The following is a 25,824-nucleotide window of genomic DNA, read 5'->3' as shown; positions in this document are numbered from 1 at the left end:
TATGAATAGAGTGTTTTTCATCACTTTAATGGCCATGATATGCCATGTCAGCCTGGCTCAGGATACTGATTCGACCAGTAAACTCAGAGAAGGGAAGGGGGAATCTATTGTTACCATCAACGGAACAGACAAAGAGGGGAAACCTAAAACGACCCGGGTCAGAGTGAATTTTGTCCGCCATTCCAAAAATGCCTACTTCGGTATTGATCCGACCCTGGAATTTGGCTGGAACCGTTTTATGGACCATGGTAAACTGAAAGTAGGTGCCGGCAACAGTGATTTAAGATTGGATAAAGGTCCGGAATTTGCCTTTTATCCTGTTGTGGGCGGCGTCTATCTGGATAAAAAGCATGTCTTGAAACTCTCTACCGCACTGGGTGTCACCTGGAATACTTATCATTTTGAGAAAGATATCACGCTGCAAAAGGGGCAGGATCAATTAACCTATACCATAGACGAGGATAAGCATTTTTCCAAAAACCTGCTGCGTAGTAAATATCTGACCATGCCGCTGATTTTTTCAATCTACCCCATCGCCAAAAGTTCTTTCCAGATTAATCTGGGGGCAGAAGGGGGTATTCTGATCGGTGCTAAAACCAAACAAATCAGCAAGGAAGACGGTAAAGTGAAGGTTAACGGCTCCTTTAATCTAAATCCTGTCCGTTACGGCCTGCGCTTTGGTCTGGGTACGGAAGAAGTAAATATATATGCAAAATATTATATGTCAGATGTATTTGCCACGGGTGAAGGACCTAAGGACTTTAATACGGTAGCGATTGGCATTAATATCGGTTTCTTTTAAGGTAGAAACGCTGTAAAAGAATTTTCCATTTTATCCAGAACACACTGCTATGGCAGGAAGGACCGGCACTTTTACCGATAAGGGAAAGGCCGGCCTTTTATTTTTTGCTTATGTGGAACCGGCCTTAAGGGAGGCCGCGGTTTAATCCAGGAGTTCGGGCGGATTTATGTAATTTTGTACCGTAAATAATTTACTAAGAAGCCATGAGCAAGCCGGATTTTAATTTTGATAACTGGGAGAGACGTTCTTTAGACCGCAAAAAGATCTATGCCCAGCGTCTGGCTAAAATCGACAAAAAGGCCACACTTCGCAGGTTGCCGGAGCTGCACAGGCAGGCTTTTGAATTGGTGGACTGCCTGAGCTGTGCCAGATGCTGTAAGCATTATTCCCCCCGGTTTAAAATGCCGGATATTAAACGGATTGCCAAAGTGCTGGGGATGAAAGAAACCCAGTTTATCACGACCTATTTAAATATGGATGAAGAGGGGGATTATGTTGTAAAATCATCCCCCTGTCCTTTTTTAGAACAGGATAACACTTGCCGGATATATGAGGACCGACCTTCGGACTGCGCCCGTTTCCCTTACACCGATGAGGACGTCCTTTTTAAACGTAAAAGTATCACCTTGAAAAATGCAGAGTTCTGTCCGGCAGTTTATTACGTTTTAGAAAAACTTTTTGAATAAAAATCGTATTTTCGTTAGTATCCGTAATTATCATTGATCATACTAATACAGACCCCACTTTATGGGCCATTTACCCACGCTTATAGAAGACCTGGCACTTATTTTATTTTCCGGTGCAGTGGTGACACTGCTATTCAGGAAACTAAAACAGCCTTTGGTCCTCGGTTATATTATAGCGGGTCTTTTGGTAGGTCCGCATATTTCTTTGGTGCCTACGGTAGTGGAGGAAAGAAATATTAAGATACTGGCCGAGCTGGGGGTCATTTTCCTTTTGTTCAGCCTGGGCCTGGAGTTCAGCTTTAAAAAACTGATGCGCGTCGGAGGCTCGGCCTCTGTCACCGCTTTTGTAGAAATCGGGTTCATAGTGGTGGCCGGTTATCTGGTCGGAAAATGGATGGGCTGGGGGCAGATGGATAGTATATTTCTGGGCGCACTGCTGGCCAGTTCGTCTACCACCATCATCATCCGGGCATTCGAAGAATTAGGGGTAAAGTCAAAAAGATTTGCAGGGGTGGTCTTCGGCGTACTTGTTGTAGAGGATCTGGTGGTCATCCTGCTACTGGTATTGTTACCGGCCATTTCTGTTTCCAGAGAGTTTGAAGGCGGAGCCATGCTGATGACCCTGGTCAAACTGGTGTTTTTTCTGATCCTATGGTTTGTGCTGGGGATTTTTTTAATCCCGACTTTTTTAAAGCGCATGAAATCCATGATGGATGAGGAGATGCTGCTGATGCTGGCCATCGGCTTATGCCTGGGCATGGTGGTGCTGGCGACAAAGGCAGGGTTTTCTGCGGAACTGGGTGCCTTTATTATGGGTTCTATTCTGGCAGAGACCACTTCAGCGGAGAAAATAGAGCATTTGTTCAAACCGGTTAAAGATGTTTTCGGAGCGGTTTTCTTTGTCTCGGTAGGGATGATGATTGACCCGGCAGCTATGTGGGAATACAGACTGCCGATTATTATTGTGACGCTGCTGACCATATTTGGGAAACTATTCAGCTCCGGTCTGGGAGCGCTGTTGAGTGGTCAGCCCTTAAAGCAATCCGTTCAGGTAGGGATGAGTATGGCTCAAATCGGAGAATTTGCCTTTATTATAACAGGACTGGGAATCACCTTAAACGTTACCAGTGACTTTTTGTTTCCGGTGGCAGTGGGGGTGTCGGCCCTTACCACTTTTACCACTCCCTATATGATTAAATCCTCGGACGGAGCCTACCGGGTACTGCTGAGGGTGGTGCCTGAGAAATGGGTGACCCGCATTAATATGTATGCTTCCAGTACGCAGAAGATTCAGGCGGAAAGCGCCTGGAAAAAGGTGCTTAAATCCTATACAACTATTCTGATAACCAACGGAATTGTTATAATTGCCATTCTGTTGATCTCTATTAATTTATTGGAGCCATTTTTGATTGAGAAATTAAAGGATATGACCTATGTTGGCATTGTAGGGGTTTTTGTCACCTTGCTGATGGCCGCACCTTTTTTCTGGGGGCTCATGATGAAGCGCCCGGCAGGTCTGGCTTATAAGGAGTTATGGCTGAACAGCATCTACAACAGAGGCCCGCTTTTAATGGTGGAGATTACCCGAAACCTGATCGGGGCCACTCTGATCGGACTTTTGCTGGACCGGTATTTTTCCGGCAGGGTAGCCCTGCTTATCCTGCTTCCCATTATCCTGCTGTTCTTTTATGTGTTGAGTAAGAAGATACAGCAGTTTTACGGCAAACTGGAAGCGAGGTTTTTAACGAATCTGAACGCCAGAGAGGCCGCGGAAAAGGCAAAAAAACCGCTTTTGGACATCGGAAGATATGATATCTCTGACTGGGAAACCCATATGTCACAGCATGTAGTCAGCCAGAATGCTGATTTTCTGGGTCATAACCTCATGGAGTTAAAGTGGCGGGAGAAGTATGGGGTCAATATCGCCTTTATTAAAAGAGGTGACCTGGTCATTTTGCCGCCGAAAAGATCGGAGATTATCTTTCCGGGTGATGAGCTGGGGGTGATTGCCACCGATGAGCAACTCTCCAAATTTCAGACAGTGCTGGATAGTCAAAAGGATCCGGCCTATGCGGCCAGTACCAGTAAGGTAGAGGATGTCGGTCTGCAAAGACTGGTAGTGGATGAACATCTGCGCTTTAAAGGGATGACCATTCATGACAGCGGTATCAGGGAAAAAACGGACGGCCTGGTCATCCGCGTGGAAAGGGAGGATCAGCATTTTATCAATCCTTCCTCTGATACGGTGCTTGAGTGGGGGGATGTCATCTGGCTGGTCGGCAATAAGCAAAAAATTCAGGCATTAAAAGAAGCCTGACTGTAAACCCTGAATGGGCAGCTAGGGGTATTTAATTACCTTTGCAGTACATGCATTAAAAACGAGGAATTTCTGAGAACATTTCTAAAAATACTTGGGCGTACGTTTTTGATTATACTGGCAGTATTACTGTTGGTATGGATTTTTATTCAAACCGAGCCCGTTCAGAACTTTCTGGTTAAAAAAATAACCGGGCGTCTTTCCAAAGAACTGCATACGGAAGTATCCATCAAGCATGTAAGTTTTACGCTGTTCAACAGAATGGACCTGGATGATATCCTGATAAGGGACCAGAAAAAAGATACCTTACTGTCGGCCGGTGCCCTTAAAGTCAGAATCAGTGACTGGTTTTTCCTGAAAAACAATATTGAACTTAAGTACATCGGGCTGGAAGATGCAGCCGTCTATCAGAACAGGAAAGACTCGGTCTGGAATTTTCAGTTTCTGATAGATTATTTTTCGAGCCCCAAAAAGGATACGGCCAGCAGCCATATCGGCCTTGATCTGAAAAAGGTCGATTTTAAGAATGTCCGTTACTATAAAAAGGACGGATGGCGCGGGGAAGACATGGACGTATATGTAGGCAGAATGCTTTTAGATGCTCAGAAGATCGACCTGAACGCCCTGGATTTTAAATTGCATTACCTGGAGCTGGATAAGCCGCGCTTTGAATTATTGCAATATAAAGGGAACCGGCCGGCACCGCCGGTAGATACGCTCAAAGATACAGGCATGTATTTTAACGCCGCCGGCATGCATATTGAACTGGACAGCATGCACCTGATGAACGGGACTTTTGCCCTGATCAATCATATGCGGCCCCATACCGTAGTCTCTTATTTTGATGACCGTTATATTCAGTGTAATCATTTAGATATTTCGGCAAGGAAACTTTCCTTTATCAAGGATACGATAAGGGCGGATATGCAGCTCAGTACGGTGGAGCGCAGTGGTTTTACCATCAAGCATTTAAAGTCAGATTTTAAGCTGACACCTCAGATGATGGAATTTAAAAATCTGGATATCCAGACCGGCGGCAGTCACCTGGAAGACTATTATGCCATGTCCTATAAGGATTTTCAGGAGGATATGGGTGACTTTACCGAGAAAGTCCATATCAAGGCCCGGTTTAAAAATGCATCCGTCAGCAGTAATGATATTGCCTATTTTGCCCCCGAGCTGAAAGACTGGAAAAAGCAGTTTAAAATTGCAGGAACCATGCAGGGTACGGTCAGCAATTTTAAAGCCCGGAACTTTTTTATCAGCGGCAACGGCGGCATGGTGCTCAAAGGAGACCTGGCGATGAAAGGCTTGCCCGATATAGAACATACGGTAATGGATTTTGATACCCTGGACCTACACACGGATTATAATCAGATTCTGCCCATCGTTCCCGGCTTAAAAGAGATTAAAAACCCGAATTTCGCGGCGCTCGGAGCCATGCATTACAGCGGTAATTTTCACGGAACCATCTATGATTTTACGACTAAGGGAAGCCTCTCCACGGCGCTTGGCGGCGCGCAGGCAAACCTGAATCTTAAATTTCCGGATAAAGGTGAGCCCACTTATACAGGTACGATTAAAACAAAGTCTTTCGACCTGGGAACTTTTATAGAAGCCAAAGCGCTGGGCGGGATTTCTTTTGACGGAAGTTTTGAAGGCCGGTCCTTTGCGCTCAATAGTCTGCGCGCTGGTCTGAAAGGACATTTTGATAGCCTGGAAGTCAATCATTATGCGTATACGGGAGTAGACGTAAACGGTACTTTTCAAAAGAAATACTTTACCGGGGAACTGAAAATAGACGATCCTAACGCCACCTTCTTATCCAACGTGGAAATAGATTTCAATGGAGCAAAACCAAGATTTAATGTGCTGGGTGATCTGGTGGGGCTGGATATGCGTAAGACGCATCTGACCCGGCAGAATATGAATCTGACCGGCTTATTTGACTTAAACTTTGAAGGAAATAATATCGACGACTTTATTGGTTCTGCCAAATTGCTCAACGTTTCTTTGCTCAAGGACAGCACTGCATTGAATTTTGATTCCCTGGCGCTTTCTGCCAGTGTGGACAGCGGGCTGCATAAGGTGCTGACCGTAGAAAACAATGAGTTCGGAGCTAAAGTCACCGGGGATTATTCCATTTTGGATTTGCCGGTAACCTTTCAGTCGTTTTTAAATAAGTATTATCCGGCTTTTATTAACCCTCCGAGGGCGGTGCCTAAAAATCAGCACTTTACCGTTCAGATCCGGACCGGAAATTTTGATCCTTATATCAACCTGATTGACTCAAATCTGCATGGCTTTGACAGTGTGCGTATCCAGGGCGCGGTCAATACAGATGATTCGGGAAGTTTCTTTTTTGATGCGCGCATCCCTGAACTCAAATATAAACGCTTTAAACTGACCGGAACCCATCTGGCTGGAAAGGGTGACTTTGAAAAAATAGATTTTGGCGCGAGGATAGATAAATTCTACGTCAATGACAGCTCCTTTTTTCCCAACACCAAGCTGTTGATTAATTCCAAAAATGACCACTCCCTGGTACAGCTGACCACGGGATCCAATAATACCATAAATGAGATTAGTCTCTCAGCCATGGTAGATAACTTATCCGATGGGGTGAAAATACAGTTCCAGCCCTCCTATTTTGTGCTCAATGATAAAAAGTGGGATTTAGAAAAACAAGGAGAAATTATCATTCAAAAGCATTTTGCTTCGGCCAAAAATGTGAAGTTCTCTCAGGGTTTCCAGGAGCTGACAGTGGAAACGCAGCAGGGTAAAAGAGACACCACCAATAATAACCTGGTCTTTAATTTGTCCAAGGTGAATATCGGAGACATTACCCCTTTGTTTTTCTCCAGTCCGAGACTGGAAGGACTGGCAACAGGGTCAATCGTCATGATTAACTTCTTTGGGGACTTTAGCGCCTTTGAAAAACTGACCTTTGAACAACTCCGGGTCAATGGCGATTCTGTCGGCGTGGTAAACTCCACGGCGTTCTACTCTGCTAAAAATGACCGGATATCCCTGAAAGCAGATGCAAATAATCAGGATTATCATTTTAATGCGGACGGCTATTATAATTTAAAAGATTCCATCGGCTCACCTTTGGATTTAAATGTGCATCTGACCAACACAAAAATTTCATTTTTAAACCAGTTCTTAAGTAATCTCTTTGATCATATCGATGGGAAGGGGACGGGTGATATTACACTGAAAGGTAATTTTGATAAAATCAGGCTGCTCGGCAAGGCCCATATAGATTCGGCGAGTCTGGATGTTATTTATACCAAGGTGAAGTATTTTGTTCCTTCGGCAGACTTCGTCTTTAATGAGGATAATATTGATTTTGGACAGTTTAACGTAAAGGATATCTACGGAAATACCGGCACGGTTAAAGGAACGCTTTATCATGACGGGTTTACCAATATGCGCTTTGACTTTGATATGCGTTCCGATAAAATACTGGTGTTAAACACGGAGGCCTCCGACAATGAACGCTTTTACGGAAAGGCCATTGCCAACGCCCGTTTTACGCTGAAGGGAACGGAAGAAAATATGCTGATGGATATTAAAGGCAGCGTGGCAGACTCCTCCAACATTAGTATCAATACCAATACCACGGCTGTCAGCAGCGATGCGGATTTTATCGTCTTTAAAAAATATGGGCAGGAAGTTAAAAAAGATGACACCCATGACTCACATCTGAATATCAATATGGATTTGTCGGCCAATGATCTGGCCGTGATTAATGTCATCCTGGATCCGCTGACCGGAGACGTTATAACGGCTACCGGTAATGGTCGCTTACAGATTTTTATGCCGGCTCACGGAGACATGACCATGAAAGGCAAGTACGCCATCTCCAAAGGGAGGTATAATTTTAATTTTCAGACTTTTCTTAAGAAGCCCTTCCAGTTTATTGAAGGTGCGAACAACTTTATTGAATGGACCGGTGACCCGTATAATGCAAATCTGCATATTGATGCCCAGTATACGGCCCACCAGGTCAGCATCAATGATTTAATTAATACCCAATCCAGCGTTCAGGGGCAGGCAGGTCTGAACAATATTCGAGGTTACAGAGGTGACGTATATGTCATCGTTGAACTCAGGGGCCTGTTGCTGAAACCGGATATCGGGTTTAAGATCGATTTTCCGACCGGAAGCTCGGTGAAATCCGACCCGGACTTTGCTTTATTTATCAACAGAATGCAAAGCGATGAGAATGAGATGCTTAAACAGGTGACTTATCTGATTGTGTTTAACTCCTTTGCTCCGTACGGTCAGGCAGGCAATACGGCTAATATTACCTCGGCCGGGGTGAATACCATCAGTTCTTTGGTGACCCATGAGCTGAATAATTTATTCTCTCATGCCCTGAATAAACTCACCGGAGATCAGGGGCTGCATTTTGAAGTCGGCGCTTCCACTTACAGCAGTGCCAGTATCCTGGGAACGGGTAGCAGTAACAGCCGCCTGGACAGACAAAGTGTGAATTTTAAACTGTATCAAAGCCTGGCGAACGATAAAATAGTACTGAGTTTTGGTTCTAACCTGGATTTTGGTCTGGGAAGCTCTGCCGCCTCGATGGAAACCAGCAGTTTTCAGTTTTTACCCGATATCTCGGTGCAGTTTATCCTGACCAGGGACCGTAAATTAAGAGCGGTCATATTTAACCGAAGCAGCCTTGGCGTCGCTTCGGCCGGATCCATAGGCCGGCAAAACCGTTATGGGGTGTCCATTAGCTATACCAAGGATTTTGAGAAGCTCTTTCAGGGTAAAAAAGAGCAGTTTAAGGAAATCAAGACCCGGGAAAATGAAATGGAAATCCGGCCCAAATAAGGGGTGGATGGGGAACAAGCGTATATTTTATCAAAAAGGACCACTGTGTTACGACGCTTAGTGCGTGTATGACAGTGGTCCTTTTTTGAAGCAAAAAATAATAAAAAAATAATTTGTTACAGGGGTTCTATAAAAGTGTCTTGTGCATTCCTTTATAGAAACATATGAAAAACCCGCCGGCCCCTGGTGGCGATAATGCCTTTTTGTCCGGGACGCAGCGCATGGTCGTTAATTAACCTTTTTCATTCCACCGATTAAAATGGAAATCATATTCTCTTCCAGTTCTTCTGGCGGGATCTGCGTTTTGGAGCGGTGCCAGGATTCAATACCATTGATGGCATGCAGTAACAGCCAGATGGTGGAGGGTACATTGATTTCTTTGATTTCACCGGCTTCAATGCCTTTGGTAATGATATGGTTAATTCTCTTACGATAATTGTGTTTCATGGTCTGATAACTGGAAAGATAAGCATCTTCCAGATGTACCCATTCTCTGTCCGCCACAACTACATCGTCAAAGTTTTCAATCATCTGGTTGATTAAAAAGCGCAGGATCAGCTCCACTTTTTTCAGGTAGGGTTCCTTGGAATTTTCTACGGATTCCAGGTAGTCGTTATAAATATTGGCGGTATTAAAGCAGATATCATACAAGAGCTCTGATTTAGAACGGATATGATTGTAAAGGCTTGCTGCTTCAATGCCGATTTTTTCTGCCAGATCACGCATACTGGCAGCTTTATAGCCGCGTTGACGAAACAGGTTGGACGCTGCATTGAGGATGACGTCTTTTTTCGTGATGTCTTTGTCTGTTTTGATTCTTGCCATAGCTACAAAATTAAAATTATTTCAATGCAAAATAAGAAAATTTGTTAGTATTTCCACTAAGGGAATAGAATTTGTAATGGTAAATGGGAAAAATAGGCTAATTGTCATGATAATGGATGAAAAATGGATGCTGGAATTGCTTGACGGCACCCTGAAAAATCAACAGCAACAGCAAAAGAACTTTGAGCAATTACTGGTGCAGGCCATCAGCCATAAGATCGAAACGGATTTTGCCGGACTCTGTCAGCTCTTATACCGGATTGATGTAGATGAGTACAAACTGAAAACGGCCCTGCAAAGTTCTGATGAGCCGCCGGCAGAAATAATTGCCCGCCTGCTTTTGGAAAGACAAAAACAAAAACTAGCTTTACGGGCCAGCTTTAAAATGGATGTACCTAAAGACACTTCTGAGGAGGAATTGTGGTAGTATGCGTAGGTAGCCATTAAAAGTCAGGCAAAGTTCGGATCGTAAATTCAAGAAATATGTATCAAGCTTCCACGACAATCAGGGTGAGGTATGCAGAAACAGATCAGATGGGTGTTGTCTATTACGGAAATTATGCCCAATATTTTGAAGTCGGCAGGGTAGAGGCGATCCGGCAATTAGGCTATAGTTATAAACAAATGGAAGAAGAGGGGGTGGCTATGCCGGTCGTCTCCATGGAGACCAAATTCCTGAGGTCGGCCTATTATGATGAGGAGCTGACCATTGTCACTGCCATACGCAAGTTACCTACGGATCATGAAATTGTTTTTGACTGTGAAATCTTCAATGAGCGTAGGAAATTATTGACCACCGGTAAAATCAGGTTGTTTTTTATGGATAAATCATCCTGGAAAAAGATAGCCATCCCCGAAACGCTTAAGCGTAAGCTGGCGCCTTACTATGAAAAGCAGGCGGATCTTTAATCGGTTTAAGGAAAGGACGCCAGGGTAATACAGCGACTCTTGAAAAAATTTCCTGTAATTCTGTCCCGTTATGTCGTAAACGGCTACGGGGTTGGCAAATTGCGACAAAATTTAAAGGGATAGCTGCCAAATTTACTGGACGGGGACGACCATATTTTATGCCACGGCCATGGCTGCAGCCACCTGGCCGGTTCAAAAAAATCCGCCTAAGGATGGTGGAACCGATTCCTTAATCTTTATAAAGGATTGATTGTAAAGGGGTACCTGCTTCAATTAATATTTTCTGTCCGTTGTATAGCGTACCAGTTCTTCCAAGGCATCTCTGATATCTGACTGGGGATATTTGAACAGCAACTCCAGCGCCTCGTCACGGAATATATTCATTTTTTGCGTCGCGTAGTCAATACCTCCGCATTGCTTGACGGTATCTATGACATACTGGACCTTGTCCTTGCGGGTATTCTGGTTTTTGACAATATAAATAAGTTTTCTGCGGATGTCGGGGCTGCAGTTATTCAGGGTATATATTAAAGGTAGCGTCAGTTTTTTCTCCTTGATATCATTACCGGTAGGTTTACCGATATTAGCAGCACCATAATCGAATAAATCATCCTTAATCTGGAAGGCCATGCCAACTTTTTCCCCGAATTGTTCCAATCTTTGGATATCTTCTTCTTTTTCAAAAGTAGAACAGGCGCCGGCGCCGCAGGCTGATGACAGCAAAGAGGCCGTTTTGCCCTTTATTATGTTATAATAGACTTCTTCGTCCAGGTTTAGATTTCTGGATTTTTCAATCTGAAGCAGTTCGCCTTCACTCATCTGCTTGACGGCAGTGGACAGAATCTGTAATATCCTAAAATCCCCGTTATTAATAGAGAGCAGCAGTCCTTTGGAAAGCAGATAATCCCCCACCAGCACGGCGACCTTGTTTTTCCAAAGCGCATTAATGGAGAAAAATCCCCGGCGTTCGCCTGCATCATCCACCACGTCATCATGGACAAGGGTGGCTGTATGCAACAGCTCTACCAAAGAGGCGGCTCTATAAGTCTTTTCATTTACCGGCCCCCCCAGTCTGGCACTCAGCATGACAAACATGGGACGCAGCTGCTTACCCTTACGCTTTACAATGTATTGCATAATGCGGTCCAGCAACGGTACTTTGCTTTTCACGGCTTCCTTAAAATGATGCTCGAACTCTTTGAGTTCTGCAGCAATGAGTTGATTTGCTTTTTTCACTAATAATTATACGTAAAATACGCTCGCTAAGATAATATTATAAAATTTAAAGGGAAAAATAAACTTTTCTTTGGCAGGATAGTCTATTCATCGTTTTATATCAGTTAAAACCAAATAACTAATAATTTTAATTTATACAGTTAGAGGGTTTGGTTTGGCACGATATATGTAAATATGGATAAGAATGAAATTCGTATAAAATATAAAGGGTCTTTGGAGGCAATTTTACTTATATTTAGTAAACAACTAGAGAATTAAATGTAATAAATATTTGCTATTTCAATTACTATTACTATTTTTGCCCTCGAATATTCATTGGAAGCATTAAATAAAAAATTAAATCTCAATTTATGGCAAGCAAAAAGTACACGATGATGTTAGGTCTTTTAGGCCTTATCTCGACAGCAGCTTTTGCTCAAGACACCAGTACAACTACTAGCGAGTCTGTGAGCACTCAGGGTACCAGCATCTCTGCCGGCACCAATGCTGACGATTCATGGATCTACGATGGCACTAACAAAGTGCGCGTTACCAAAGAAGATCAGCAAAATGGTTTCTTAAACCACACAAACGCTTATCCAGCAAAACCACGTAACATGATGGAACTGGGTATCGGTGTTGGTCCGTCTTTCTTGTTTACTGCAATCGATCCTCGTTTCGGTTACGGTGCTAGCATCTCTTTGAGAAAAGCACTGGGTCATACGTTCTCTCTGAGATTAGGTTATGGCGCATCTAACAACTTCGGTCTGGACTATCGTCTGCGTCCGGTGTCTGATGCAACACTGCCTCAGTCTGTAAAGAACAAATATGCTGCTGGTAACACTTACCTGGCTAACTATAAGACCTTTATCCAACAGGCTTCCTTAGACCTGATTGCAGATCTGAACTCTCTGAGCCACTACCGCGGTAACCCTAAAACCAGCTTCTATGCTTTAGTGGGTTATAGCTTCAACATGGCTAACGTTTCGATCAACGCATTGGATGCTAATGGTGCAGCCTACACTTGGAATCTGCCTACCGGTTCCAGAAAAGATATCAAAGATGCCGCTAAACAACAGCTGGAAAACAACCAGTCTAACGGTATCCTGGATGTTAAAGGTAAAAACGATAACAGCAGACAATATGAAACTGCCGGTTTAGACAGCAAAAGAGATGATGTTGTCGGTTCCGACGAAACTGTAAACCGTCATGGTTTAGATGCAGGTCTGGGTGTAGCTTTCAAAGTTTCTCCTAGATTCAACATCGGTATCGAACAGAAATTCACTATGTTCTTCAGCAACTCAGACGTTCTGTCTGGTTTACACCTGAGCCGCGAAGGTCGTAACACTACTTTAAGCTCTACTCAAGTTCGTTTCAACTTCAACCTGGGTAACAGCGATAAGAGAATCGAACCACTGTGGTGGGTTAATCCTGAAAACTACATCTACAACAAGTTAGCAACTCGTGACGTTTTACCTGATGCTGATGGTGATGGTGTAACTGATCAGTTCGACCAAGAACCTAACACTCCAGCCGGTTGTGCAGTTGATACGCACGGTCGTTCTCTGGATACAGATGGTGACGGTGTACCTGATTGCAGAGACAAACAAGTGCTGACTCCTCAGTCTTGGTTCCCTGTTGACGCTGATGGTGTTGGTACTGAACCAGAACCAGCTTGTTGCCAAGAGCTTCGTGATAAATTAGCCGCTCAGCCAGTAACTGAATGTGCTATCACAAGCTTACCAAGCGTACAGTTCAACAAATCTAGCATCAAATTAGATGACGCTGCTAAATCAGCATTATCTTCTGCAGCTGCTCAGTTGAATTCTAATCCTAATTGTAAAGTGAAAATTGTTGGTTACGGTGCTTCTAACAAACGTGCTCAACAGTTAAGCTGGGATAGAGTAAACGCTGTTAAGAACTTCCTGATCGAACAGCAAGGTATCTCTGAAGGTCGTATCATCTTCACTTATGGTTACGATGGTGATGCAAACACTGTAGATCTTCAGCCAACTACTGAATCTGGTCCTTCTACAGTTCCAGCTCCACATCCAAATCTTCAAAAATAATAGCCTAGCTATTTAATTGAAAATAACAAGAGAGTCACTCAGCAATGAGTGGCTCTTTTTTTTCGCTATTCCTCAATGAGCAATGCGCTACGGCGCTTTTGCCTTCCCTGTAAGGCGCACCCGGCTGCTTTTTTAAACCTTAGGACACAATTATCAACTCACGGCCGCGTATTTGGCTGGGATTGAGTATTTTTACAATAAATAAGTGATTAAAGGCGCCTATGTATAAATTATTCGTAATAATATCCGTTTGCCTGTTGTCTTTTTCCGCCAGTGCGCAGGAGTCCTATATCTATGGGTATATAAAAGACAGCCTGACTGATTTGCCGATTCAGGATGTTCATGTTTCCGGCAACAGAGAGGATACCAGTGATTATACCAATAGCAGCGGTTTGTTCGTGATAAAGGCGGCCAAGGGCGATACGCTGACTTTTTTAAGAGTGGGCTATTTTTCCAAAAAGCTAGTCCTGTCAGAAGGGGTCCTTTTAGATACCTTACGCCTAGCCATGACTCCCAAAACCCATGAACTGGAAAGCGTCACCGTATCTGCTTATAATTATGCGGATTATCAGGCGGATAGTGCAGATAGGATCAAGTATTTTGAACAGGCGATCGGTTATAATAAACCTTTGTTTGATAAATCTAATACCGGAGCCGGCCTGGGCATCAGTCTGGACAGGATATTCAGCCGAAAGGAAAAGAATAAAAAGCGCGCATTTGTGCTGTTTAAAGAAGTCGAACAGGAAAAATATGTGGATTTCAGGTTTAATTCCATCCTGGTCCACAGTTATACCGGCTTTAAAGGAGACAAGCTCCAGCGCTTCATGAATAAATACCGGCCCTCCTATAACTGGTTGCGTCAGCATAACAGACAGGTGGATTTGCTGTATTATATCAATGATAAGCTCAAAAGATTCAGATAATCCGCGGATTTACCGGGAAAATGGTCTTTTTTCTACATTTTCTAGCGAACTTTACCCACGCGGCATTTTTGCAGCTACCCAACCAACAATTTTGACTTTAATTAATACACTATGTGGTATAGACTCGGAAAGTGGATTATAAAAAAGCGTATTTTGCTTTTATCCCTACTGGCCGTGGCCACCCTTATTATGGGTTATGTGGCCAAAGATATTAAAATGAGCTATGAGTTTTCTAAAGCCATCCCTGTTGATAATCAAAAATATAAGGACTATCAGCAGTTTTTAAAGACTTTTGGCCGCGATGGCAATACAGTGGTAGTGGGCATCCATTCCGATAAATATTTTGAAAAGGGGACCTTTAATCAGATTGCTGCCCTGCAAAATGAGATTAAGGCTGCCAGAGGGGTGACAGGTATTTTAAGTATTCCGACGGCCGTTGATTTGATTAAAAACGACAGCCTGCAGCAGTTTAAACCGGAAGCGATTTTCCATGCTCCTTATTCGGATCAGGCGCAGCTGGACAGTAATAGTCAGCAGTTTTTAAATCTGCCATTCTATCAGGGGCTGCTGTATAATCCGGCAAAAAATGCCTATCTGATTGCCGTATCTCTTAATGATACCCTGATCAACAGCAAGGAAAGAACCCATATCATTGCGGGCATTATGAAGCCCATCGAAGCTTTTGAAAAGAATGCCGGCATCCAGGTGCATGTCAGCGGCCTGCCTTATATCCGTACCACGGTAGGAGATAAGATTGCGCATGAGCTGAATTATTTTCTGTTAGGGTCTTTTTTACTGTCGGCCATTACGCTGCTGTTATTTTTCAGGTCCTTCAGCGCGATGATCATGAGTCTTGCCGTAGTGGCCATGGGGGTGATATTCAGCGTGGCGACCATGGTACTCTTTGGTTATAAGATTACCCTGCTGACGGCGCTCATCCCGCCGCTGATCGTGGTCATCGGTATTCCTAACTGTATTTACTTTTTTAATAAATATCATAGCGTCTATAAAGAGAAGGCCAACAAATATCAGGCAATCATTGTGATGGTGGGCAGAATGGGTATTGTTACCCTGTTCTGTAATATTGCGGCTGCCATCGGATTTGCGGTTTTTGCCTTCACCAGCAGTGATTTACTTAAAGAATTCGGGGTGGTAGCCGGCATCAATATCATGGTGCTGTTTATCATATCGCTGATTTTTATTCCTTCGGTGCTCAGTATGCTGCCGGCTCCGAAAGCCGCTCACATGCGCTATCTGGATAATAAGTATTTAACCAGGGTCCTGATTAAAATTGAAAAGTGGGCATTCTACCATGTAAAATATGTCTACGGAGTAACTCTTGTACTGCTGGTGGCAGCGGTGCTGGGTACCCTTCGGATGAAAACAGTGTCCCATGTGGTGGACGACCTGCCGCACTCTGATAAAATCTACACGGATTTGAAATGGTTTGAAGAGAATTTTAACGGGGTGATGCCACTGGAAGTGGTGGTAGACAGTAAAAAGAAAAACGGACTATTCCGTAATCTGAGTACCATCGAGAAAATTGACCGTTTTTCCAGTTATCTGGCAGCGCAGCCAGGTGTCGCCAAGCCCCTCTCTTTTGTTAGTGCGCTGAAATTTGCACGCCAGGCTTTTTATGAAGGAGACAGCACTTATTATGGAGTGCTGACGCAGTTTGAAGTGCCTTTTATGGGGAATTATATCAAGGCCATCAGCAAGCAGTCAAAAGACGCGCAGGCCAAAAGCAGTGCGCTGAGCTCCATGGTGAGCCGTTTTATTGATTCAAATAAACAGGTGGCCAGAATCAGTGTGAATATGAAAGATGTGGGCACCACCAGGCTGCCGGTAATGCTGGACAGCTTCCGCCACAAAGCAGATAAGATCTTTGATTCGGCGCATTATAAAGTCACCTTTACCGGTTCTACTGTGACCTTCCTGGAAGGCTCCGCCTATATCATTGAAGGACTGGGAGAAAGCATTTTCTGGGCATTTATTTTAATCGCACTGGCGATGCTGTATCTGTTTAAATCCACAAGGATGCTGTTTTGTTCGCTCATCCCCAATATCATCCCGCTGATTGTAACAGCAGGAGTAATGGGCTGGCTGGGTATTTCCATTAAACCTTCCACCGTGCTGGTCTTTAGTGTGGCCCTTGGCATCGCCATCGATGTAACCATTCGGTTCTTAATCAATTATAAGCAGGAACTGCCTCATTTAAACGGTGATGTAGACCGTACACTTAAGCAGACCATTACCCATACGGGTATCAGCATTATCTATACCTCGCTGGTCCTGGTAGCGGGCTTTATTATCTTTATTTTTAGTCAGTTCGCAGGCACCGAGAGTCTGGGCTGGTTAACGTCGCTTACCCTGGCGGTAGCCACCCTGACCAATCTGGTACTATTGCCGGTACTGATTAAATCCTTATCGGTAAAAAAGGGCAAGGCAAACAAAGCGTCTATTAAAAAATAGTAAGCGCCGGACAGGGCAGCGTCAGCTGTATGGTGTATGCGCTTCAGTGTGCATAATTATAGCGGTTGATTTGCTTTGTTCTGACTATATTTGGTTTATGCAAACAAGCTGTCCAATAGGAATATTTGACTCTGGATATGGCGGCCTGACAATACTTAGTCAGATAAGGGCTGTATTGCCGGACTATGATTATATTTATCTGGGTGATAACGCCAGAGCACCTTATGGCTCCAGGAGTTTTGAAACAATTTATGAATACACGCTGGAAGCGGTAAAATGGTTTTTTAAGCAGGGTTGCCCCCTTGTTATCCTGGCCTGTAATACGGCATCTGCCAAAGCGCTGCGCACCATTCAGCAAAATGATTTACCCGGGCTGGCTCCCGATAACAGAGTCCTGGGCATTGTAAGGCCTACCAGTGAGGTCATCGGACATATGAGTGAGGCAGGCAATATCGGCATTTTAGCCACCCAGGGTACGGTAGAATCAGGTTCTTATATTTTAGAGATCCAGAAATTTTTTCCCACCGTTAAGGTACAGCAGCAGGCCTGCCCGATCTGGGTGCCTCTGGTGGAATACGGGGAACAGGATAGTCCGGGGACAGATTATTTTATAAAAAAATATATTGATCTGCTTCTTAAAAAGGATGATAAAATAGATTCCGTGCTGCTGGCCTGTACCCATTATCCTTTACTGGAAAAGAAAATCAAAGAATATATGCCGGTGGATATCCGGGTGATCAGTCAGGGCAAAATTGTGGCTGCGAGCCTGGCAGATTATCTTAAGCGCCACCCGGAAATAGAACAGCGCATCACCCAGGGCCAGTCGGTCAGCTTTTATACAACAGAAAAAGCGGAGACCTTTAACCACCATGCAAAACGATTTTTCGGAGCAGAACTCAGTGCCACGCAGGTGCATAAGCTATAAGTATAACCGGCCCGCTCTTAGGTAAAAGCACCGGGCGAGCGGCAGGTTACAAGGAACTTTTATACATAAGTCAGAGGGACTGCGTGGCGGTCCCAATAAAAATAAACGAGCATAAGCGTAAGTATAACTTTTATCATATAATTTAACGGTAAGTATATGGCAGGTACAGATCAGTTTGTAGAGACAGTAAAAGCAGGATATCAATTTAAGGGCGCATCGGTAAAAATAGGCGTCGGTATGCTGGATGGCAAAGCCGTACCCGGAGCGGACGTCAACCTTTCTTTGAAAATGATGAACCGGCACGGGCTGATTGCAGGCGCGACAGGGACAGGTAAGACCAAGACCCTGCAGACCATCAGTGAATTTTTAAGTGATGCCGGCGTACCCGTGATGCTGATGGATATTAAAGGAGACTTAAGCGGACTGGCTGCCGCCGGTGCACAAAATGATAAAATCAAGCAACGCTATGAGGTCCTGGAGCTGGATTATCAGCCCAAGGCTTTTCCGGTGGAGTTCCTTTCCTTAAGTAATGAAAAGGGGGTAAGGCTCAGAGCGACGGTGAGCGAGTTCGGACCGATTTTAATCAGTAAAATCCTGGACCTGAATGAAACGCAGAGCTCTCTGGTAGCCGTTATCTTTAAGTATGCCGACGATCAGAAACTGCCACTGGTAGGACTGAAGGATTTAATTAAACTGTTACAGTATATCAGCGATGAGGGTAAAGCCGAAATAGAGAAGTCTTACGGTAAAATCTCTACTTCTTCCACCGGGATCATCCTAAGAAAAGTAATTGAACTGCAGGGCCAGGGCGCAGATCTGTTTTTTGATGAGCCCAGCTTTGAGGTGGCCGATCTGATGCGTACCACCAGTGATGGCAAGGGTATGATTAATATTTTAAGAGTAACGGATATTCAGGACAGACCTAAACTGTTCTCTACCTTTATGCTGCAGATGCTGGATGAGTTATATGCCAGCAGTCCGGAACAGGGAGATCTGGATCTGCCAAGGCTGGTGCTCTTTATTGATGAAGCGCATCTGCTATTCCAGGAAGCCACTAACGCCCTGGAAGAGAAAATAGAAACCGTCATCAAACTGATACGTTCCAAAGGCATTGGCATTTTCTTCTGTACCCAGAATCCGCAGGATGTACCGGCACCTATTTTAAGCCAGCTGGGCTTAAAAGTGCAGCATGCACTGCGTGCATTCACGGCTAACGACAGAAAGGCCATTAAAACGGCCGCTGAAAATTTTCCTGAAACCAGTTATTACAAAACAGATGATCTGTTAACCCAGATGGGTATTGGTGAAGCGCTGGTGACCATGCTCAATGAAAAAGGCATCCCTACGCCGCTGGTGCATACCCTGCTTTGTTCTCCCAGAAGCCGGATGGATATTTTAAGCCCGGCAGAGATTGATCAGGTAGTGTCTTCCAGCAAACTGGTGGCTAAATATGCAAATGTGGTAGACGAGAAAAGCGCCTATGAGATTTTAACGGAAAAACTCAATACGGCGGCTGGGGCGCCTGCACCTGCTGAACCGAAGGCGCAAAAGAAAGAGGATGGCGGATTTTTCAGCAACCCCATTGTAAAATCAGCGGCCAGGACCGCGGCCGTCACCATTACCGGATATATTACCCGTAGCATTATGGGGGCGCTGGGACTGGGTGGCAGACGTAAAAAGTAGCCGGCAGGCGGTGACAAGCCTGGCAAGGGAGGACGTTCGTATTTTTGACCGGTCATGCAGGCGGGGAATTGGTGGCAGGATATACCGTCACCAAAAATTCTTTGGCCTAAAAATTTGAAAACAGCGTAAAAGCAAAAGGGGTAAAGGAGCGAAAAAGGGGTACTGATTTACTTTTTGTTTTTACGATTTTTTATAGCAATAGAACATGTATAATAAAAAATATAAAGTCGGCGTTTTTGGCGCCGGACATTTAGGCAAGTTTCATATTAATAACTGGCTGGAGATAGAAAATGCGCAGCTGGTGGGTTTTTATGATCCCCATGACCAGACCGCGGCGGAAGTTACCGAGAAATATGGACTGAAAAGATTTGAGTCGCCGGAAGCGCTGATCGGAGCCATTGATATTGCAGATATTGTGACACCGACCAATCATCATTTTGAGATGTGTGAGCTGGCCATCAAAAACGGCAAGCATGTATTTGTGGAAAAACCGCTGGCCTATACCCTGGAAGAAGGCAAGCGGTTGATTGAGATGATTAAAGAAGCCAATGTAAAAGTACAGGTGGGGCATGTAGAGCGTTTTAACCCGGCTTTTGTGGCTGCCCGCAAATACAGTTTAAACCCTATGTTTATAGAGGTGCACCGACTGGCTCAGTTTAACCCGAGAGGGACGGAAGTCAGCGTGATCATGGATCTGATGATCCATGATCTGGATATTATTCTGAGCCTGGTTAAAAACGATGTCAAACATATCTCCGCCAGCGGCGTCTGCGTGCTGACGGACACCCCGGATATTGCCAACGTACGCATTGAGTTCAACAACGGCTGTGTGGCCAATCTGACGGCCAGCAGAATCAGCATGAAAAAAATGCGTAAGATCCGCCTTTTCCAAAAGGATGCCTATATCGGGATCGATTTTATGGAGAAAAAGACGGAAATCATTAAAATGAAGGGCGATCATGATCAGGATGCCTTTAGCTTTGATATAGATGTGGCCGACGGGAAGAAAAAGACCATCGCCATTGCCAACCCCAAAATATTGGAAACGAATGCAATAAAAGAGGAGCTTTCTGCGTTTATTAATTCAATTGAAAACGGAAAACCGGTTATTGTGAGTGAGATCGATGGCTATCTGGCCATGGAAGTCGCTCATAAGATTCTGGAAAAGATTGGAAATAATAACGCAATTGCACTCCAGTAGAGATTCAGTGGTACGTGCATAGCCTATACCTTATGCATGAATGAGAAATCCCTAATATTAAAAAACAGAGCGAAGACCTACTATTTTTTATTAGATTTCTTGTCCGTTTTATTGGTTTGGGTGTTAGTGGCCGTCGTGCGCTCCGGTCAGCTGCATATCCATGGCGCAGGACTGTTTGGTATGCCACAACTGCTGAAATCACTGTTCGTATTTGCCTTCTGGATGCTGCTGTTCTCCATTACCGGGGCTTACCGGTATTCTATTTTTGAAAAATCCCGATTAAACGAATTTTTTATCACTTTTTTCCAGACACTCTTCGGGTGTCTGGTTATCTTTTTCGTGCTCTTTTTAAGGGATCAGGAGGATTACGGCTATCATTTTAAAATCTTTTTCCTCTATTGGTGGCTGCAGCTCGCACTGACTTTTTTTGTAAGGGGAATGCAGCTGCGGTGGGCCAAACAAAAAATGAAATCCGGAGAATTTTTCTTTTCCACGCTTTTGGTTGGCAACCGGTTTAAAGCCTTAAAGGCCTTTTATTCCGTGGAAGATTTTTACAAGAACCTGGGCTACCGCATTGTAGGCTTTCTGACCACCAGTTTTGGCAACTCTCCTGTGACGGCCACCCTGGAAACCAAGATCAAAAAGCTGGGTATTGTGGAAGATATTGCTTTTCTGATGAAAACCTGCCGGGTGGACCAGGTGATCGTAGCCCTGGAAGAAGATGAAATCCAGATGATGCAGCCTTTGATCAGCATCCTCAGCGAACATGATGTACTGATCCGCATTGTAGCGGAGGACCTGGATATCATCAAGGGGTCTGTTAAGACATCCAATGTGCTGAACGCCCCTTTTATCACCATAAATACCACGGTCATGGTGGACTGGCAGTACAATCTGAAAATGGCCCTCGATAAGGTGTTCTCGGTACTGGCCATTGTGACGCTGAGTCCGGTTATGCTTTTTGTGGCCATCAGAACTTATTTTTCCACCAAAGGTACCGTCATCTATTCCCAGCAGCGGATCGGGTTTAAAGGACAGCCTTTTAAGATCTATAAATTCAGGTCGATGGTGGCGGACGCCGAAAAAAACGGGCCGCAGCTGTCAAGTGATGATGATCAGCGCATCACCTCCTGGGGAAAAGTCATGCGCCGCTGGCGTCTGGATGAATTACCACAGTTTATCAATGTCCTCAAAGGAGAAATGAGCCTGGTGGGCCCACGGCCGGAAAGGGCGTATTTTATTGATCAGATGATGATCCATAACCGCTATTATAAATACCTGCTGAAGGTAAAACCGGGGCTTACCTCCTGGGGGATGGTGCGTTTCGGATACGCCTCCAGCGTGCAGGAGATGCTGGAAAGAATGAAATATGATTTAATGTATATCGAGAATGCCTCTTTGCTGATTGATTTTAAGATTATATTACATACACTAAAAATTATATTTTTGGGGAAGGGCAAATAACGGTAATCACCAATGCGCTCTATATGAAGCGCTTCACTTTAAACTACGACTGTGACAACAAGGGAATGGATCCATACAGATGGCAAGGCATTGGCAAAGAGAATACAGCAAGTGGTATCAGGTGCTGTAAAGAGCTCTTCCGCCTACAAAAAAGTGGCCCGGTTATGGCCTAAAGCCGGAGGCTTGCCCCTGCTTTTACTGTTAAGTCTGCAGGTGTTTTTTTTGTCTGCCCGGGCGCAGTCAGCTCTTAAGACCAAAGGACAATTGAGGCCCGGTCAGCCGTCCATAGAAGAGGCATTGGAAAAGGGCCTGCAGGTTCGCTATATAATTTATGCCAGGTATGAACCAACGGGTGCTGCCGGAACTATCCGCCCCCATCAGCTGGATGTCATGGAACGTATTCAGATGGTGAATATGGGCGCGCGACCGGTACGTAACCTTATGCTAAGGCTGTACCCTAACGGCTACAGCAGCGATAGTACCCGGCTGGCAGAAGATCTGTTAAAGCAAAGAGATACAAGACTGTATTTTGCAGGCCCGGATCAACTGGGCGGTATCAGCGGACTGAATATTTCTTTGCAGGGAAAAAGTGGTATCCATAACCAGGCGTCATTGCAGCTCTCTGATCTGACAACGTCCGGTACCAAAGAGCTGCTGATGTTAACGCTGCCCGCGCCACTGCTACCGGGGGACAGTATCCTGTTGGAGACGCCTTTTACGCTTCGTTTACCCCAAAGAATTAAAGATCTGGGCTATACAGACGGCGTAAGTTATCTGAAAGACTGGTTTATTCAAATAGAAAAGACCGGAGACCGGCTAGCGCAGGCTGAAATACATCTGATGATCCCTTCGGAGGCGGCCCTTTATCTGGACGGGCAAAAGCTGGAGCCTACTGGTAATGGTGAACTGAACAGGAGTGCCGGTAACCAGGGAAGTTATCATTTTACCATGGATCCCCACGGGGCATTAGCCTTGCTACAGCAAGGCGGCAGCCTTGAAAACGGCGGTATTACTGCAGGACCTAATTTCAATCCGGATCTGAACCGAAATCGAAATAAAGATCAGGATCAGGATCAAGATGCAGCTGCTTATACTACGGATCCCGGGCAGTTTTTTGAGCGGCTTTTACCGGGTCCGCTCAAAGGCAAAAGGCCCGCCCGCCCGGATAGCCTATGGGCGGAGATGACAGCCGCCCGCATAGGTGCGTATAGCTCCGGTCCAAAGCCTTTAAAGCCTGCTTTTTTATTCAACGCCAGACAGGCGGATATTTACCGCTATCTGAGCTTCAGTCCCGCCCTGGGATATAATGATTATGACAAATGGATGCCAGGGGTGCTGATTCATAACTACGGACTGCCGTCCACCGCTTTTAATTTTTTACTGGCTCCTTTATACAGTACGCATGATCATACGCTCAGCGGTCTGGGTAAATTAAGTTATACGGCAAGGCGTCCCTTTGATAAGTGGCAGATCAGTGTCACGGCGTCCCGTTACGGGTTCAATGCCTATAGTGATTTTTCCGACGGGACAGGCGCCATGATTAAGGGCGCAGATATGCGGCTGTTAAGAATCGTGCCGTCTCTTAGGTATAAATGGATGCCGGACCATCATGATTCGGATAAGACCTGGTCATTGTCGGCCAGGGCATATATATTAAATAAGGATAGCTGGTTTGCCAGTGAGGATCAGCTCAGCATTCATAAAACAACCACGACCATCGGTGAATTAAGCGGCGGTTTTAATAACGACAGGGTGCTTTATCCATATGCGGTAAACGCTGTGCTGCAGGGTACGGATCAGTTCCTGCGCCTGGCGGTCCGGGGAGATTATTTTTTAAATTATGACGCTTCCGGGGCAGGCCTTGCCATCAGGGGTTACGCCGGTAAATTCTTCTATCTGGAGGATAAAAACATTCAAAGCAGTTATAATCTTCAAAATTATTTTTTTAATCTGAGCGGTCCAGTCGGCAAAGAAGACTTTACCTATAGCGATTATTTTATAGGCCGCAGTGCTTACCAGGGCTGGATGAGTCAGCAGATGACAACGGGTGGCGGTTTTTTTAAAGTCTCCACGCCTTATTTATCAGATCCGGTAGGGCAGACAGATGACTGGCTGGCGGCCATTAACCTGACTTCCGATATCCCGGCCGGTATAAATCCTTTCTCTGTATTGCCCTTTAAAATGCCTGTCCGGGTATTTTTAGATCTGGGGACTTATAGCGGCTTATGGTCGGAAAACCCGGCGGCCGGCCGCTTTTTATATGACGCCGGCCTGCAGGTCAGTGTTTTAAAAGAGGCGGTAACGATATATATGCCGGTACTCTACAGCAAGATTTACAAAGATACCTATAAGTCTATGGGAGATCTGGGAGGCTTTGCCCAAAGGCTTCGTTTTTCCATTAACCTGGAGCGTCTTTTACCCAAAAGGCTGCAACCGGATCTGAATTGGTAATGCCGCTCAAAGCAGTAACAGATGGATATCAGGATAATTTCTTCAGGGGATATTGACAAAGACAAATGGAACCACAGGGTTCGCACATCTAAGGGAGGAAGTCTGTTTGCCTTTTATGAATACCTGCAGCAGATGACTCCCGGCTGGAGCGGTCTGGTTGTGGGTGACTACCGGGCCGTGATGCCCTTGATTATCCGGTCAAAGTTCGGGATTCGTTATGTATGTGCACCCGCATTTGTCCGCCAGCTGGGACTGATGGGAGATCCTCTTGCCCTGGAACTGCCGGATCAAAAGCGGAGGGACGCATTCAGCAAAGAAATTTTTAAAACCCTTCACCGGTTTATAAGATATGGAGATATCTGTTTTAATCATCACAACGGTGTTTTCTTCCCGGATGCAACGAAGCAAAAACAATCTCTGTATGGCGGCGCCCTGAAGGCGGCGCCTAATTATGAAATTGATCTGGAACAGGGCTATGATAAAATAATGGCAGGCTATCACCGCACGGTGAAAAGTCGATTAAGCCGGATAAAAAAACAGGCGCTGTTAAGGGTCTCTCCGCTTGAAGCGCGGCAGGCGGTAACGGCCTACGCAGAACTTTTAAAGGATAAAGAAGATATCCAACTGCCAACAGATTTTAAAAGATGTCTACAACTGCTGGAAACGGCTTTTGGAAAAGCGCATTTTAAGGGATATCAGGTACAGCGCTCAGATAGTAAAGAAGTGCTTTTGAGAGGTATTTACGCAAAAGACGACAGCCGTATTTATAAATTTATGACAGCTGCCACTCCGGAAGGCAGAAAGCAACAGGCCACTGTTTTTGCCCTGGATTATTTAATGGAAACATACGGGGGGCAGCCTTTGATCTTTGATTTTATGGGTTCCGCGCTGAGCGGCGTACAGACTTTTATTGAAAGTTTCGGGGCCGTCAACCGTCCATATTATCTGTATCATTTTAATCACTTACCCTGGCCTTTACAACGGCTGAAAAAATAAAATTTCTTTGTTTTACTGCTGAGTAGTTAAGCAGGCTT

17 protein-coding genes are annotated in these 25,824 nt (G+C 44.8%); 15 read left to right on the top strand and 2 right to left on the bottom strand.

Annotated features, from left to right (window positions below; all coding sequences use genetic code 11):
* Position 1 precedes the first annotated feature (1 nt).
* From BLU80_RS10910 to BLU80_RS10895, 4 genes are all read left to right on the top strand, one after another.
* Complete coding sequence (locus BLU80_RS10910) at positions 2 to 802, top strand: outer membrane beta-barrel protein (RefSeq protein ID WP_091398010.1); 801 nt, start codon at positions 2 to 4, stop codon at positions 800 to 802.
* Positions 803 to 1,005: 203 nt separating this feature from the next.
* Positions 1,006 to 1,488, top strand: a complete 483-nt coding sequence (locus BLU80_RS10905) for a YkgJ family cysteine cluster protein (RefSeq protein WP_091398008.1) — start codon at positions 1,006 to 1,008, stop codon at positions 1,486 to 1,488.
* Between the two features lie 61 nt (positions 1,489 to 1,549).
* Entirely contained in the window at positions 1,550 to 3,805 is a 2,256-nt protein-coding gene (locus BLU80_RS10900; RefSeq protein WP_091398005.1) for a cation:proton antiporter, read from the top strand.
* 108 nt (positions 3,806 to 3,913) lie between these two features.
* Complete coding sequence (locus tag BLU80_RS10895; protein ID WP_091398003.1) at positions 3,914 to 8,653, top strand: translocation/assembly module TamB domain-containing protein; 4,740 nt, start codon at positions 3,914 to 3,916, stop codon at positions 8,651 to 8,653.
* 228 nt (positions 8,654 to 8,881) lie between these two features.
* Here BLU80_RS10895 and BLU80_RS10890 read toward each other — a convergent pair whose 3' ends face one another.
* Positions 8,882 to 9,478: a TetR/AcrR family transcriptional regulator gene (locus BLU80_RS10890; protein WP_091398000.1), complete on the bottom strand. Its 597-nt coding sequence runs from the start codon at positions 9,476 to 9,478 to the stop codon at positions 8,882 to 8,884.
* A gap of 106 nt (positions 9,479 to 9,584) precedes the next feature.
* On the opposite strand from BLU80_RS10890, the gene BLU80_RS10885 reads away from it, so the two are divergent.
* Both BLU80_RS10885 and BLU80_RS10880 read left to right on the top strand, forming a co-directional pair.
* Positions 9,585 to 9,905 (top strand): hypothetical protein, encoded by a 321-nt coding sequence (locus BLU80_RS10885; protein WP_139188132.1) that lies wholly within the window; start codon positions 9,585 to 9,587, stop codon positions 9,903 to 9,905.
* 56 nt (positions 9,906 to 9,961) lie between these two features.
* Entirely contained in the window at positions 9,962 to 10,387 is a 426-nt protein-coding gene (locus BLU80_RS10880) for an acyl-CoA thioesterase (protein ID WP_091397996.1), read from the top strand.
* Between the two features lie 273 nt (positions 10,388 to 10,660).
* Here the strand turns inward: BLU80_RS10880 and BLU80_RS10875 are convergent, their stop codons facing one another.
* Positions 10,661 to 11,623 carry a polyprenyl synthetase family protein gene (locus tag BLU80_RS10875; protein WP_170831211.1) on the bottom strand — a complete coding sequence of 321 codons (963 nt, stop codon included), beginning with the start codon at positions 11,621 to 11,623 and terminating at the stop codon, positions 10,661 to 10,663.
* A 350-nt stretch (positions 11,624 to 11,973) separates the two neighbouring features.
* On the opposite strand from BLU80_RS10875, the gene BLU80_RS10870 reads away from it, so the two are divergent.
* The 9 genes from BLU80_RS10870 (at position 11,974) to BLU80_RS10830 (ending at position 25,786) form a co-directional block, all read left to right on the top strand.
* A complete protein-coding gene (locus BLU80_RS10870) occupies positions 11,974 to 13,671 on the top strand; it encodes an OmpA family protein (protein ID WP_091397993.1) in 1,698 nt (565 codons plus the stop codon).
* Between the two features lie 221 nt (positions 13,672 to 13,892).
* The gene (locus tag BLU80_RS10865; protein WP_091397991.1) at positions 13,893 to 14,594 is read left to right on the top strand and encodes a hypothetical protein; all 702 of its coding nucleotides are present in this window, start codon (positions 13,893 to 13,895) and stop codon (positions 14,592 to 14,594) included.
* Between the two features lie 111 nt (positions 14,595 to 14,705).
* A complete protein-coding gene (locus BLU80_RS10860) occupies positions 14,706 to 17,066 on the top strand; it encodes an efflux RND transporter permease subunit (protein WP_091397988.1) in 2,361 nt (786 codons plus the stop codon).
* 97 nt (positions 17,067 to 17,163) lie between these two features.
* Positions 17,164 to 17,991: a glutamate racemase gene (murI, locus tag BLU80_RS10855; RefSeq protein ID WP_091397985.1), complete on the top strand. Its 828-nt coding sequence runs from the start codon at positions 17,164 to 17,166 to the stop codon at positions 17,989 to 17,991.
* A 156-nt stretch (positions 17,992 to 18,147) separates the two neighbouring features.
* Complete coding sequence (locus tag BLU80_RS10850; protein WP_091397982.1) at positions 18,148 to 19,674, top strand: helicase HerA-like domain-containing protein; 1,527 nt, start codon at positions 18,148 to 18,150, stop codon at positions 19,672 to 19,674.
* A 205-nt stretch (positions 19,675 to 19,879) separates the two neighbouring features.
* On the top strand, positions 19,880 to 20,875 hold the full coding sequence (locus tag BLU80_RS10845) for a Gfo/Idh/MocA family protein (protein WP_091397980.1): 996 nt from the start codon (positions 19,880 to 19,882) through the stop codon (positions 20,873 to 20,875).
* A 36-nt stretch (positions 20,876 to 20,911) separates the two neighbouring features.
* Positions 20,912 to 22,339 carry a sugar transferase gene (locus BLU80_RS10840; RefSeq protein WP_091397977.1) on the top strand — a complete coding sequence of 476 codons (1,428 nt, stop codon included), beginning with the start codon at positions 20,912 to 20,914 and terminating at the stop codon, positions 22,337 to 22,339.
* A gap of 51 nt (positions 22,340 to 22,390) precedes the next feature.
* Positions 22,391 to 24,790, top strand: coding sequence for a hypothetical protein (locus BLU80_RS10835; protein ID WP_091397975.1), 2,400 nt, complete (start codon positions 22,391 to 22,393; stop codon positions 24,788 to 24,790).
* A gap of 21 nt (positions 24,791 to 24,811) precedes the next feature.
* Complete coding sequence (locus BLU80_RS10830; protein WP_091397973.1) at positions 24,812 to 25,786, top strand: hypothetical protein; 975 nt, start codon at positions 24,812 to 24,814, stop codon at positions 25,784 to 25,786.
* Positions 25,787 to 25,824 lie beyond the last annotated feature (38 nt).

Origin of the sequence: Arachidicoccus rhizosphaerae, from assembly GCF_900107765.1 — a bacterium.
Taxonomy (GTDB): Bacteria; Bacteroidota; Bacteroidia; order Chitinophagales; family Chitinophagaceae; genus Arachidicoccus; species Arachidicoccus rhizosphaerae.
This window is presented reverse-complemented; position numbering and strand designations above follow the sequence as displayed.

Bases quoted from the DNA above. Each gene is read 5' to 3' on its own strand.
- BLU80_RS10860 (WP_091397988.1), top strand. From the start codon at position 14,706: ATGTGGTATAGACTCGGAAAGTGGATTATAAAAAAGCGTATTTTGCTT.
- BLU80_RS10870 (WP_091397993.1), top strand. From the start codon at position 11,974: ATGGCAAGCAAAAAGTACACGATGATGTTAGGTCTTTTAGGCCTTATC.
- BLU80_RS10830 (WP_091397973.1), top strand. From the start codon at position 24,812: ATGGATATCAGGATAATTTCTTCAGGGGATATTGACAAAGACAAATGG.
- murI (WP_091397985.1), top strand. From the start codon at position 17,164: ATGCAAACAAGCTGTCCAATAGGAATATTTGACTCTGGATATGGCGGC.
- BLU80_RS10900 (WP_091398005.1), top strand. From the start codon at position 1,550: ATGGGCCATTTACCCACGCTTATAGAAGACCTGGCACTTATTTTATTT.
- BLU80_RS10865 (WP_091397991.1), top strand. From the start codon at position 13,893: ATGTATAAATTATTCGTAATAATATCCGTTTGCCTGTTGTCTTTTTCC.
- BLU80_RS10910 (WP_091398010.1), top strand. From the start codon at position 2: ATGAATAGAGTGTTTTTCATCACTTTAATGGCCATGATATGCCATGTC.
- BLU80_RS10850 (WP_091397982.1), top strand. From the start codon at position 18,148: ATGGCAGGTACAGATCAGTTTGTAGAGACAGTAAAAGCAGGATATCAA.
- BLU80_RS10890 (WP_091398000.1), bottom strand. From the start codon at position 9,478: ATGGCAAGAATCAAAACAGACAAAGACATCACGAAAAAAGACGTCATC.
- BLU80_RS10885 (WP_139188132.1), top strand. From the start codon at position 9,585: ATGATAATGGATGAAAAATGGATGCTGGAATTGCTTGACGGCACCCTG.
- BLU80_RS10905 (WP_091398008.1), top strand. From the start codon at position 1,006: ATGAGCAAGCCGGATTTTAATTTTGATAACTGGGAGAGACGTTCTTTA.
- BLU80_RS10845 (WP_091397980.1), top strand. From the start codon at position 19,880: ATGTATAATAAAAAATATAAAGTCGGCGTTTTTGGCGCCGGACATTTA.
- BLU80_RS10880 (WP_091397996.1), top strand. From the start codon at position 9,962: ATGTATCAAGCTTCCACGACAATCAGGGTGAGGTATGCAGAAACAGAT.
- BLU80_RS10840 (WP_091397977.1), top strand. From the start codon at position 20,912: ATGAATGAGAAATCCCTAATATTAAAAAACAGAGCGAAGACCTACTAT.